Origin of the sequence: Chryseobacterium sp. OSA05B (assembly GCF_019970065.1) — a bacterium.
Lineage (GTDB): Bacteria > Bacteroidota > Bacteroidia > Flavobacteriales > Weeksellaceae > Chryseobacterium.
The window spans coordinates 724,851-738,420 of record NZ_JAHXYH010000003.1 but is presented as its reverse complement, the minus strand read 5'-3'; the positions used below and the strand labels follow the sequence as shown (position 1 = coordinate 738,420).

Sequence of the window (13,570 nt, the reverse complement as noted above, 5' to 3'; positions counted from 1 at the left end):
TAAAAACTAAAACACAACACGATGAAAAAAAGACCCTATTTATTACTGTTTTTACTGCTTATTTGTGGTCTTTCCTGCGAATCCCCGAAAAATGACGATGCAGATGCCTACTTTAAAGCTATTAATGATAAGGTAACCCAAATAAGCAGCCATTTACCGAAAGTAATGGCTATGAGAAACAGGGAACTGGAAAAATACAAGCAGACTCAGGACCGGAAATATCTGATCAGCAGTAAGTACGTCGAGCTATTTTTTTTGTTCAGCGATGCAAACGGCGATCAGATTAAACAAATTCCGATTGTATATGATCTCCTGATCCTGAATAATAACGAATATGACTACATCAGCATTGCCTGTAATTTCAATCTTGCCTTTCAGTTTGAAACACGGTCTCCGAAGCTTTCTATGGAGTTCCTGAACAAATCCATCCAGCTGGATGAGATGAATGGTAAAAAATATTATCTGCCACATCTCTACCATTTAAAAGGCCGTCTTTTTTACAATAAGAAAAATTATTCTGAAGCGATGGTCTATTTTAAGAAGAGCCTTAAAAATTTAACCTCAAGCAGAAAAGATTTAATTTTTGTTGCTTCCATGTATAATAATTTCGGATTTTGCTATGACAAAATGGGAAAACCGGATCTTGCTTTGAAGGAGATCAACAGAGCCATACAGATTTTAGCCAACCAGAAAAAACTGAATCCGGATGAACAGGCATTCCTTATCTATCTGCAATCCAACAAAGGATTGTATTATTATAAAAGAAAAGAATATGCGATCGCAGAATCTCTTCTGCTGCAGGAATATGAGTTTAATAAAAACGGAAAGTACTTTTATAACGAAGCTGTTGAAAACATTCTGGAGCTGTTCAATCTGTATCATGACACAGGTCAGACTTCCAAAATGCAGGAAGTCGTCAACTACGGAATGTCCGTGGAACCCAAAGTAAAAAATATTTCCAACAAGATTATGCTTTACGAAATGCTACAGTCGTATTATCTCAAGATTAATTATCCTGATCAGCTGAGGGGTTTGTGTAAAAAATTGAGGACACTTCATCATCAGAATGACCAGCAGCAGCAAAAAAACCTCACGTATGTTTCCGATATTTTAAACAATTTTCTGATCAAAGATCTCACACAGAAACAAAAGCGAAGTATAAATGATGAGAAATACAATAACAGACTTATCCTGGCGATAGCGTCTGTTTTCATTATTATTTTCGGAGGTATTATTTATATTATCCGGAGCGCAAATAAAAAAGAAAAAGAATTGGCAGAGAAAGAAAAAATAATTCTGATCAAAAATAAAAAAATCCTGGAGCAGGACGTCAAAGAGCGTGAAGAAAAGATCAGCAATATGCATCTTAATCTCAATCTTAAAATAGAAACCGAAAAAACCTTTTTGGAATACATAAAAAATATAAAGAAAGCCAAAAATGCAGATGCTGAACAGACGATGAATGAACTCTTAGTCAGGATTAATAATCTGATTCAGATCGACAGAAATAATAATGATCTGATCAATGAAAGCTCTGCTCAAAATAAACAGCTGATTACAAAGCTTTCAAAAAAATTCCCGGATCTCACCAATAATGAGATTAAATTCTGTATTTACTATAAACTGGGTCTGTCTTCCAAAGAGATTGCTATTTTGGAAAATATTACCGAAGGGAGCTCAAGGGTGTACAAGACCAGAATAAAATCCAAGATGAATATAGGCAAAGAATCGGATCTCAACAGTTTTTTGAAAAATATTTAGAAATCGTATGAATAAAGTGCTGTTGATTTAGTGATCAGAAGATCATTCATTATGCGTTCATTTGTTGTTGTTTGTGGTTTTCAGATTACGTTGTAGTCTGCAAGCCACAAAAAGCCCTTCAGGTTGAAAGTTGAAGGACTTTGTTTAATGGAATTGCATTTCACCAAACTATTGATGAAGGTATACTGATTCTATTAGTTACGTAAATATTGCCCGATTCCTGTAGAATCAAAAGTGAATGCAGACTGGTTTTCAGATTTGTCCAATTTTTTACTGATGGTCAGTGCCCATAAAACCAGTTCTTTGCAGAAGTTCTGATCCTCTTTGCTCAATCCTGAAGTATTTTCTTCCACGACTTCTACCAAAGGGGTTATGCTGTTGAGTTTAGCATAGAATTCCTCATCGGTATCCGTATAATTAAGCTCAAGATGATTTTTATTAAACCATTTGATCAAATCGGTGTACGGTGTTTTTATTCCTTCTTTTTCCAGCTTGGAAATACGCGGGAACAAAGTTTCAAACTGGATCATCACAGCCTGGTCAATTAATATTTTTGCTACGTAATCTGCGCCTTCCTGTTCACCTTCATACACCAGTTCAATTTTCCCGGTAATGGATGGAATAATGGACATAAAATCAAGCAGACGAACAGTTGTTTTTTCTGTTTCAGATTCAATCAGACGTAATTTTGCCGCAGCCACCAGATTTTCCATTGCACTGATGGTAAGACGTGCACTCACGCCACTTTTTGCATCTACATATTCACTGTCCCGTGCTACAAAAGCGACTTCTTCCAAAAGATCTTTTGCCAGTCCTGGAATCTGTATCTGTGAAAGGTCTTCAGCCGAAATTAAAGCTTCCTGTTCCGTGATCTGTCTGGCAAGCGCAATTGTTTTAGGATAATGGGTAAAAATCTGGGACCCTATTCTGTCTTTCAACGGAGTCACAATGCTTCCTCTGTTGGTATAATCTTCAGGATTGGCAGTGAAGACAAACTGAATATCAAGCGGCATTCTCAACTGAAATCCACGGATCTGAATATCTCCTTCCTGCAGAATATTAAATAAAGAAACCTGAATTCTGGCCTGTAAATCCGGAAGTTCATTAAGAACAAATATAGAACGGTTGGCACGGGGAATCATCCCGTAATGCAGAACCCGTTCGTCTGAATAAGGCAGTTTTAAGGTGGCAGCTTTGATAGGGTCAATATCCCCGATTAAATCGGCAACATTCACATCAGGGGTAGCCAGTTTTTCAAAAAAACGGTTGGAGCGATGGACCCATGAGATCGGGGTATCGTCACCATGTTCCGCAATGAGATCTCTGGCATATTTTGAAATAGGCTGAAACGGACTGTCATTGATTTCAGATCCTTTCACAATGGGCATATATTCGTCAAGAAGGTTCACCATACTTCTTGCAATCCTGGTTTTAGCCTGTCCTCGCAAACCTAGCAGATTAATGTGGTGACCGGCAAGAATAGCCTTTTTCAATTGGGGGACCACAGAATCTTCATACCCCCAAAGTCCTTCAAATACCGGTTCCTTCGCTTTAATTTTTGCAATTAAATTGGCCTGAATTTCCTGATTGATCGTTTTATGCGTATACCCGGAATTTTTTAATTCTTTAAATGTAATATCGTTTTTCATTTCTTTTTTAAGTAATAATAATTATCGATTGGAATATATTAGAAATCTCAAATCTCAAATCTCAAAGTCTCATGTCTGATATCTGATGTCTTGTATCTAAAATCTATATCCTCTTTATTCTGTTTTTCTCGTAGTCTTCAAAAATCATCTGTCCTAACCCTGAAAGCCCTGTTAAAAAGGCTTTTCCTTTATTTTGTGCTGTAAAAGCTTCCACAAATTTACGCAGATAAGGATCCTGGGCGATCATAAAAGTGGTGATTGGAATTTTCAGTTTTCTGGCTTGTGCAGCTCTGTTGAGGCACTGAGAAACAATCATTTCATCCAGGCCGTTGCTGTTCATGTAAAATTCTCCGGTAGGCAGCTGAATACAGCTTGGTTTCCCGTCGGTGATCATGAAAATCTGCTTGTTGGTATTTCTTTTTCTGCGAAGAATATCCATCGCCAGTTCCAGGCCGGCCACCGTATTGGTGTGGTAAGGACCTACTTTTAGGTAGGGGAGATCTTTGATCTTAATCGGCCACGCTTCGTTTCCAAACACAATAATGTCTATGGAATCTTTGGGATATTTCCGGTTAATTAATTCCACTAAAGCCATCGCTACTTTTTTGGCGGGCGTAATCCGGTCTTCACCGTACAAAACCATAGAGTGACTGATGTCGATCATCAGTACGGTGCTCATTTGCGCTTTGTGTTTGGTTTCTTCTACAATGAGATCGTCTTCCGTAAGGCGGAGTTCTGAAATTCCATTATTGATCTGTGCATTTTTTAAGCTTTCGGTCATGTTCACGGTGGAAAGATCATCTCCGTATTGGAAAGAACGGTTTTCGCCGTCCCGCTCATCACCGACCCCTGTTTTGGTAGTCCGGTGATTTCCTGCACCGCTTTTTTTCAGTTTTCCGAAGATCTGATCCAAGGCGTACTCCCGTAAAGCAGCCTCCAGTTTGGCGGTCAGGATATTTTTGCCTTTTCCTGTGCCTGAATTGCCGTCTTTTGAATCATCCTCTTCTTTGATATAGCCACGCTTTTTCAAATCCTCTTCAAAATCCTGAAGGGTATATTCGTCGGTGAAAATATCATATTCTTTGTCCAGCACATCGAGCCATTCAAAGGCTTCCTCAATATCCCCTGAAGTATGGGTAAGCAAATCTTTGAACACATCAAAGATCCGGTCGAAATGTGAGATCTCTTCCGGAACATGCCTGCTGAATATAAACCCTTTCCGGGCATTAAAATCTTTATTCGTCATAAAATGATGAAGCTATTTTGCTGTTGTTCGCTTTTAAATACTTACGATAATCATCAGGATTTAGTTTCTGTAACAGTAAAAACGAATCTAAACTCCACTGATAATGATCTGCAGGTATTTTGAATTTCTTTAGTTTGTTTGAAGGATACAAGTTAGGGAAATAATAGCCTCACGAAAAATAGAAAATACTAATGACAGTGATATGAAATGAGTATATAGCCGGAATGATTATTTCAATCAATGATTATTTCTGACCTTTTCGATAAGCCTTAATTTCCAGAATAATCGTGGAGATGCTGTAGATATAAAACAGCAGATTCAAGAAGCCGATAATGATTACCCATGTGCCAAAACCCTCTTTTGTATAGATGAGGTAGGCCCAATAGGAGAACAGCGGACATATCAATAAGATCATTACAGCAACGATCAGCGACTTTCTGTTGAAAGGCTGTTGAGAAATACCCCTGTTTTGTACGGCATTTGTATAAGTGGGCAGTGCGGAAAATTCATTCCCTAAAATAGCTTGAAAACCTGTGCCTCCGGCAATGAGATCATTGGGTAGCAGGAATTTTATTTTTGCTGCCTGATTATTGTCAATGGCATCTATCTCGCTGGTTAAGTCCATATAAAACGCATCAAGCGAATCATAAAACGCAGAAAACTGGGTGATATCGATTTCTAAATGATCGTCCGTTTTGAATTTCGAATGGATGAACTTTACAAAATCAGCGTAGAGTGGCAGGGTGTCAGGAAAATTTTCCCGTAAGAATTCTCTGCTCCTTTCTGCATTACCTGTGAATGTACTTTGGTTTAAAGACAGGTTGTTGGAGTGCTTTTGCAGATAGAGCTCCGTTTCTTCTTCCGTATGGCTTTCTGCATAATGTTCATAAGCTTTCCACTGCTGAATTCTATCGCTCATTATTTTTTTATCCAAAATAGCAATCCAAAAGAATGGCAGGGAATTATTGGCTTCGAAAATAGGCAGTTCCCGGTTCTGATTTTTTAGATAGAGGTAGCTTCTGTTTCCCATGGTCTATAATTTTTGTTTGATTGGCAGATGTTTGTCTTTTAATGAGTGTTCAATGCTTTTTTCAAAAACCTGAGTGCTTTTGGTTTCGCGATGTCTATTTTTTCTGTATCTGTAGCATCTAATGCAGATTGGGAAATACCCAGCTTGGTTTTTCCTATTTCTCTGATTGAAGATAAGATCACTGATAATACAAAGTAATCTTTTTCATTGGGTAAAGCCGCTTTGTAAACTTCAAATGCTTTTGTTTTTAAAAGGATATTTTTATTTCTGAGCCACATCTGCATATAAGAAGAGGCGCTCCAGGCTCTGCATTTCGGATGTTCATCTTCAAGTAGATATTTTTTTAAGATGCTGAGATCTTTCATTTTACCTATCCACCCCAAAACGATAATCGCATTTTCCCTTAGTGTAGCATCTTGACTTGTGGAGAATTTTCTGGCGTATTCCAAGGTTTCATCTTTATGTTTTCCCTGTGTTTTGGCCAAAATAAAAATGATTGTTGCATGAAATTCCGGGTCTTCATTCTTTTGCAGTTTCGAAAGTAAGAGCTCTGCCCCTTCCTCACCGTGTTCATCAAATCGATACCTTAGATTTCTCCTGAAATCATCATCCATTTCGGGGTCTTTCATCAATTCATAATAATATTCCACAAAGGGACTTTCCATAATCTCCCAGACAAATTCCAGATATTCGTCTTCCTGATTATTTTTAATAATATTTTTCAGCCAGCTTTTATATTCTGATAACTCTTTCATGGGTGATTTTAGTCTATGACAAATGTATAAGAGATTGCTAATCAAAACAAATAATACGATGAAAGATATGGGAATCGTGATTTTATGGTTGAGTAAGAGACTAAGGTTTTGAAGAATTTAGGGAGCATAAGGTTCAGGTTCGCTTTTGGCTAAGACAAGGATAGATCAGGTTAGATCTGTTGTAGGAGATATTCAGAATTTTACACCAACAAAAACAGATAAAAAATGAATATTGTTTTAACAGGTTCCATCGGGAACATCGGAAAGCCACTTACAGAAAAGCTTGTAGAGCAAGGACACGCTGTGACGGTGATCAGCAGCAATACAGAAAGAACTTCAGTTATTGAAAATCTGGGTGCAAAAGCTGCTATAGGAAGTATGTTTGAGACAGATTTCCTGACGGAAACATTTAAAGGAGCAGACATTGTTTATTTAATGGAAACTATGGAAGCTGCAGGAGATCTGTTTGATAAAAGTGTTGATTTTATTGGCTCCATCAGCAAAATTGGTGAAGCCTACAAAACTGCGGTGGAACAGTCGGGGGTGAAAAAGATCGTTCATCTCAGCAGTATTGGCGCACATACGGATCAGGGGACCGGAATAATTGTTTTTCACCATTATGTAGAAAAGATCTTGAAACAGTTGCCGGAGGATGTTGTTATTAAATGTATCCGACCGGTCGGTATTTACTTCAATATGTTTTCGTTTATTAATACCATTAAAAATAAAGGGACTATTATTTCGAACTGGGGTGGTGATCGGAAAGAGCCATGGGTTTCACCGCTGGATATTGCGGATGTGATTGCTGAGGAGATAGAAAAACCGTTTGAAGGAATGACTATGCGTTATGTAGCAAGTGATGAAGTTTCACCAAATGAAATCGCAAAAGCTTTGGGGGAAGCTATTGGCATCCCGGACTTAAAATGGAACGTCATACCGGACAAAGACTTATTGCAAAACTGGTTGAAAATCGGGTTCAATGAGCAGGTGGCAAAAGGGTTTGTGGAAACTCAGGCAAGCCAGAGAAGTGGAGTACTGTACGAAGATTACAACATCCATCAACCTGTTTTAGGAAAAGTAAAGCTCGCTGATTTTGCAAAAGAATTTGCTGCTGCCTATCAGGGTGTTAGTGTTGGAGAGGTATAGAGTGAACGAGTTGCCGGTTGTCAGTTGCGGGTTAAAATAATGTTGCTGGTTGTGGTACATAATATTCTTAATCTCAGTCTAAATCTTTGCCACAACCTTAGTCTGAAATCTGGTGTCTTGCATCTTGGTTCTTGACTTTTAAATATATCATTCACTATTACTTGCAAAGCAAAATTCACCATTGACATTTTCAGCCATCAATAACCTTCACCTCAACGTCTCATGTCTCATGTCTCGTGTCTCGTGTCTGACATCTATTAACATTTGCCAAAAACAATTTGTAACTTTATTCCTATGGAACAACGCACAATGAAAAGGATAAAAACCATCACAGAATTTCACCGTTCAAGGGGATTGGAACCGCCTGAACATCCGATGATCAGCGTTGTTGACTATAATTTAGTGAAGAGGCCCACTGATGTTGGGGAGATCAACTGGATGCTGGATTTTTATATGATCTCTCTGAAAATTGGAATCAATGGACAGTTGAAATATGGTCAGCAGGTTTATGATTTTGATGAAGGAACAATGTTTTTCATTGCTCCGAATCAGGTCTTCAGGATTGAGGCTGATACAGATTCTCAGACAGAAAAATCGGGTTGGATGTTATTGATCCACCCTGATTTTTTGTGGAATACATCACTTGCTAAAACGATGAAACACTATGATTTCTTCGATTATTCAGTGAACGAAGCTTTATTTCTTTCCCATAAAGAAGAAAAAACAATCAACGAAATTATAGAAAATATTCAACAGGAATATCACGATAATATTGATAAATTCAGTCAAAGTATTATTATTTCACACATTGAAACCTTACTCAATTATTCGGAAAGATTTTATGAACGGCAGTTTATCACAAGAAAAATCACGAATCATAAAACTCTTGAACGTTTAGAAGTTATTCTGAATGATTATTTTGAGAACAACGATTTGGTTTCAAAAGGATTACCCAGTGTACAGTTTGTCGCGAATGAGCTGAACTTATCTTCCAATTATCTGAGCCGGCTCCTTAAAACACTTACAGGACAAAGCACGCAGCAGATGATCCATGATAAATTAATTGAAAAAGCGAAAGAAAAACTGTCTGTAACAGATCTGTCAGTCAGTGAAATTGCCTATGAACTGGGGTTTGAACATCCGCAGTCTTTTACAAAGCTATTTAAAAGCAAAACAAATCTTTCACCTGTGGAATTCAGGAGTTCTTTTAATACGTAGGGAAGCCTGAAGCGGGAAGAAGTAAGTTATTGAGATGGCAAAAACCGATGAAAAACTATTCTGTATGTATTTTATCGGACAGAAAGGAGATCACACAATGGATTTTTACAGAAAATTATCTGTTAACGGGAGTGAAAGGTTTCTTAAGGTAATTCCGCAGGTACAGAATATAAAATCCTCGGCCTGCATGGAACATGCAGACCGAGGACATCTAAACTTCATAATGATAAAACCCTTATTAGTTTTGACTGTTCAGTAAGTCAAGTAATTTTTGAGCTACTGCGGTGGATGATCCTGGATTTTGTCCTGTAATTAAATGTCCGTCCTTTACCACATAGCTTTGCCAGTCGTCTGTTTTGCTGTAAATTCCACCCAGTTTTTTCAGTTCATCTTCTACCAGGTAAGGAACGACATCAGTCAGTTGTACGGCTTCCTCTTCGGTGTTGGCAAATCCCGTCACCTGTTTTCCCTGTACCAATGGAGAACCGTCTTCATTTTTTACGACTCTTAATACACCCGGAGCATGACAAACCGCTGCTACAGGCTTACCTTTTCTGTAAAATGCTTCAATCAGGGCAATAGAGTTTTCATCATTAGTCAGGTCCCAAAGCGGTCCATGGCCTCCAGGATAAAAAACTGCATCATAATCTTTCTCTTTCACTTCACTAAGTTTCAGGGTGTGGGATAATTTTTCCTGTAAAGCTTCATCTGCATCAAAGCGTCTGGTTTCATCGGTCTGAAAATCAGGGAGCTCACTTTTCGGATCCAGAGGAGGTCTGCCACCCAATGGGGAAGCCAGGGTGACCTGAACGCCAGCGTCTGTCAGTGAATAATAGGGAGCGGCAAGTTCTTCCGACCAAAAACCTGTTTTATGTCCGGTATTGCCCAGTTGATCGTGTGATGTAAGTACAAAAAGTACTTTGAAATCTGTTGTATTCATTGTATTTAATTTTAAAAGTTACAAATGATTGTGTAGGGTTTGAAAAGACAAAAATTGTCCGGAACATTCATACTCACAGGAATATGTTGCTCCATTGTTTTCTCTTTAAATAACAGTACGAATTTGGGGCAAAAAAGGAAGATGATGATGTGACCTATGTCACTTTACGGAAAAATCTGTTCTTTTTGTGATGTAGATAACTTCTTCAGGAATGATACAGACGGCTCAGGGTTTCTCTTGAAACGCCCAGATAGGCAGCTATTAAATGTTTGGGTACGAGATTGTACAGTTCGGGATGTTGAGCCATTAATTCTTCATACCGGCTGCGTGCATTATTGTTCAGAAGAGACAGGATCCTTTTTTGCAATCCTACATAGCCTCTGTTGGAACGCCAGCGGAGAAAGTGCTCAATTTCATGGATTTCCCGGCATACTTTTTCCCGGTCTTCGCTGTAAAGGCAGAGTGTATGGGCATCTGCAACACAATCTACACTGAAAGAAGCTTTTTCATCATTATACAGAGCATTGTAGTCGGAGGCCCACCATTGACTGGTTGCGAACTGGAGAATGTGCATTTTCAGGCTGTCATTGGTATAAAATGTCTTTAAACAGCCATCCAGAACGAAATATTCATGATCTACATTCTGGCCTTCACGGATGAGAATCTGACCTTTCTTAAAAGATACGGGCTTAAACAGGGAAAAGAAATACTCAAACTGTTCATCGGTAAGATCAACAACCTTGTTAATGTGGGTTCTCAGAATTTCCTGTGCATTCATATCGCAGTAGTATGGTACAAATATACTTTATGTTGGCATGAAGTACAATGTTTATCACGACTGTTCATTCTAAGGATTAATTTTTGATGAGTATTGATTCATCCGGCACTGTATTTTTTGTGTGTAGAAATTCACAAGTGTATTTTTTTATGTATTCTTAGAAAATCGTTTGTCTATGGTGCTTTTAGGGCTTTGCGTGAATAATTTGTTTCATAATGTGATTATCAATTTTATTTTCAATATAACCTGGTGTTTTTTTGATGATTTGCACAAATTGAACCCCTGAACCGGAGATGTATTTTGATGCATGACATAATTAAATTTCGGGTTTATATCAGCCAATTACTGTGGAAATAAGCCAAAAATTACTTTAACTTTGCCCATTGAATGGTAGAGACAAATTACTGGATTTTTTGTTGTAAATTATATCGTTGAAACTAATGCCCACAGACTTAAGTAATCAGAAAATTAATTTAGCTGATAAATAGATATGAAAAATAAATTCTTAAATTTTAAATTGAGGAAGATTGTTCATTACTCAATGATCATATGTATTTTATTGATACAGGTTATTATAGCCATATTTTTTTACAACGAATTTGTCAATGAAAAGAAACTGAAGTTCATTAAAGATCAGCTGGAGGAAAGCAGGGCTCTGGGTGGACTGACTGATGATTCCAGAAAAGATTTCATGGATGCCCAGAATTATCTCCAGAAATATATGGTCAGCCAGGATGACAAAGACCTTCAGCTGTATTTCCAGTCCATTAAGAAACTTAAAACTAATTTTGACAAAATAGGAGAGTACGAAAGTCTCCGTCCAAGATTAAAAAACAATCTGGCTCTGCAGAAAAAAGATACTCTGGAAGTTAAAAGACTGAAAGTACTGATAGATTCTGCCTACCAGTCTTCCCTGAACCCGCCTGCAAAAGTGGAGGAAAAGCCTTATGAACTGAAGAAGTATAAAAATAATTTTGAAGATCTGAAGATACAGACTCATACCTATTCCGACACCATTAAAAAGAAAGGGTTTATGGGACGTCTGAAAGATGCGATATCAGGAAAAGTCGAAGTGCAGAAAGAAAGCACGGTGATCACAATGACGAATAATAAAACGGTGGATATTTCCAATGTAAAATCGGAGATGGACAATGCCATCAAATCAATGGATAAACATTATTCGGATGAGGTGCGGAAGGTTCAGCAGTCTGCAGTCAAAAACCAGCGTGATAATGCCCATTTTTACAGTAATTTCAGTAAACTGCTGGTGTACAGCAATGGATTGATTAATGTGTATGAAAAGGCTATCAAAGACTTTAAATCAGAGCTGGAAAAAGAATACAACCAACAGAGTTCTGATAATAACAGAATCAGAAAATATCTGGTCCTTGGATTAATGGTTCTGATGTTTATTGTATCGATCCTGATCATGTATTTCACCAGAATGGCGTTCATCTACGAATTAAGGCTTAATGCAGCGAATAAGGAAATTAATAAGAGCCTTACCTTTAAGAACAGAATTCTGGGAATGTTGAGCCACGAACTAATGTCGCCGCTGAAAATCATTAATATTTTTATTGATAAGATCAACAGAACCACGAAAGATGAGACCACGAAAGATTATTTAAAATCAATAAAATTCACCAACAGCACGTTATTGATCCAGTCGAATCAGATCTTAGAATACACCAAAAATCAGGAGACTCAGAAACAACTGAACAAAACGGTTTTTAACCTGAAAGATGAAATTAATTCTATCACAACGGCTATTACGCCTTATATAGAAACAAGGAATAACAAATTTTTGGTGACAGACAGAATCCCCGGGGATGTGATGGTGTGCTCAGACAATATTAAAATGAACCAGATCTTCATGAATATTCTGGGAAATGCCAATAAATTCACGGAAAACGGTCAGATCGATCTTTCCATGGCTACAGAAATGAAAGATTCCAATATTGTTACACTGACAACAACTGTCGCTGATACAGGGGTAGGAATATCAGAATCTGATCTGGAGAAAATCTTTGAACCCTACTATCAGGGGATGATATCAGATGAAATTAATAATTTTGGAGCTGGCCTCGGACTAAGCCTATGCAAAGAAATTATTGAACTTTTCGACGGGGAGATAGCGGTTTCAAGTAAACTGCATAAGGGAACAAAAGTAACATTCAGTATCAATTTAAATATCAATAATAATGGAGGAGCCAATTGAAGATAAAGAGACAGTATTTCTTTTAGCGGATGATCACAGTATTGTACGCCAGGGAATGGCCATTCTTATAGATGAAATCGTTCCGAATGCCAAGATCTATCAGACCTCGTCTTTACTGCAGATCGTAGAACTGATAGAATCTAAAGGAGTGGAAATAGCCATCATTGATGCCCATTTCCCGGATGGGAACAGCCTGCATATTCTGTCGAAGATGAAAGCGGCGAATCCCGGTATTAAAATCCTGGTTTTTACAGGTCTTGAAGAAGATCTGCACGTCCTTAAATTTATTAAAGCCGGCGCTAACGGTTATGTAAGCAAATTAGGCGAAGAGGACGAAGTAAGACAGGCCATCTCAGACATCGTACAAAAAGGAGAGTACTTTTCTCCGTTGTCCCGGAACTTAATGGTCCAGTTAGTGCACAATCCGGATCTGATCAATCCGCTGAGCCGTTTAACAAACAGAGAATTGCAGATCGCAGAAATGTATGCAGAAGGGAACGGGAATCTGGAAATTGCCAATGATTTGAATATCAAGCAGAATACGGTAAGTACGATCAAAAAAAATATATTTGAGAAATTAAAAATCGAAAATCTCGTTGAACTGATCGATCTGGTCAAAACACACCATAAAATATAGGATTTCCAGAATCCGATCCTCACTTTTCCACGGTATACACCATAAAGCCGATAAACATCTATGCTTTTATCGATATATATCGATGCCTCTTGTTCTTCATTTCATCAGGTAATGTCGTTACTTTGTACCAACAAAAACAACAAATGAAAAACGCATAAAATTCGAATCTGAAAAGAATTTTAATTCTATGCG

Annotated in this window: 11 protein-coding genes; 5 read left to right on the top strand and 6 right to left on the bottom strand. The window is 37.9% G+C overall.

Annotated features, from left to right (window positions below; all coding sequences use genetic code 11):
• Positions 1 to 21 precede the first annotated feature (21 nt).
• A complete protein-coding gene (locus LC419_RS15545; RefSeq protein WP_223608221.1) occupies positions 22 to 1,761 on the top strand; it encodes a hypothetical protein in 1,740 nt (579 codons plus the stop codon).
• 194 nt (positions 1,762 to 1,955) lie between these two features.
• On the opposite strand, the gene LC419_RS15540 is transcribed toward LC419_RS15545, so the two are convergent.
• The 4 genes from LC419_RS15540 to LC419_RS15525 all read right to left on the bottom strand — a co-directional run bounded on the left by LC419_RS15540 (position 1,956) and on the right by LC419_RS15525 (position 6,441).
• Positions 1,956 to 3,410 (bottom strand): sigma 54-interacting transcriptional regulator, encoded by a 1,455-nt coding sequence (locus tag LC419_RS15540; protein ID WP_223608220.1) that lies wholly within the window; start codon positions 3,408 to 3,410, stop codon positions 1,956 to 1,958.
• A gap of 103 nt (positions 3,411 to 3,513) precedes the next feature.
• Positions 3,514 to 4,656: a VWA domain-containing protein gene (locus tag LC419_RS15535; protein WP_223608219.1), complete on the bottom strand. Its 1,143-nt coding sequence runs from the start codon at positions 4,654 to 4,656 to the stop codon at positions 3,514 to 3,516.
• A gap of 244 nt (positions 4,657 to 4,900) precedes the next feature.
• On the bottom strand, positions 4,901 to 5,686 hold the full coding sequence (locus tag LC419_RS15530) for a hypothetical protein (RefSeq protein ID WP_223608218.1): 786 nt from the start codon (positions 5,684 to 5,686) through the stop codon (positions 4,901 to 4,903).
• A gap of 38 nt (positions 5,687 to 5,724) precedes the next feature.
• A complete protein-coding gene (locus tag LC419_RS15525; RefSeq protein ID WP_223608217.1) occupies positions 5,725 to 6,441 on the bottom strand; it encodes a HEAT repeat domain-containing protein in 717 nt (238 codons plus the stop codon).
• A 225-nt stretch (positions 6,442 to 6,666) separates the two neighbouring features.
• Between LC419_RS15525 and LC419_RS15520 the strand changes: the two genes are divergently transcribed.
• Complete coding sequence (locus LC419_RS15520; protein WP_223608216.1) at positions 6,667 to 7,587, top strand: SDR family oxidoreductase; 921 nt, start codon at positions 6,667 to 6,669, stop codon at positions 7,585 to 7,587.
• Positions 7,588 to 7,896: 309 nt separating this feature from the next.
• Entirely contained in the window at positions 7,897 to 8,805 is a 909-nt protein-coding gene (locus LC419_RS15515) for an AraC family transcriptional regulator (RefSeq protein ID WP_223608215.1), read from the top strand.
• Positions 8,806 to 9,043: 238 nt separating this feature from the next.
• On the opposite strand, the gene LC419_RS15510 is transcribed toward LC419_RS15515, so the two are convergent.
• Positions 9,044 to 9,745, bottom strand: coding sequence for a type 1 glutamine amidotransferase domain-containing protein (locus LC419_RS15510; RefSeq protein WP_223608214.1), 702 nt, complete (start codon positions 9,743 to 9,745; stop codon positions 9,044 to 9,046).
• Between the two features lie 205 nt (positions 9,746 to 9,950).
• Entirely contained in the window at positions 9,951 to 10,523 is a 573-nt protein-coding gene (locus LC419_RS15505; RefSeq protein ID WP_223608213.1) for a Crp/Fnr family transcriptional regulator, read from the bottom strand.
• Positions 10,524 to 11,013: 490 nt separating this feature from the next.
• Between LC419_RS15505 and LC419_RS15500 the strand changes: the two genes are divergently transcribed.
• Together LC419_RS15500 and LC419_RS15495 are read left to right on the top strand one after the other, a co-directional pair.
• Positions 11,014 to 12,741, top strand: a complete 1,728-nt coding sequence (locus LC419_RS15500; protein ID WP_223608212.1) for a HAMP domain-containing sensor histidine kinase — start codon at positions 11,014 to 11,016, stop codon at positions 12,739 to 12,741.
• Complete coding sequence (locus tag LC419_RS15495) at positions 12,725 to 13,378, top strand: response regulator transcription factor (protein WP_223608211.1); 654 nt, start codon at positions 12,725 to 12,727, stop codon at positions 13,376 to 13,378. Before LC419_RS15500 ends, LC419_RS15495 begins: the two co-directional genes overlap by 17 nt.
• Positions 13,379 to 13,570 lie beyond the last annotated feature (192 nt).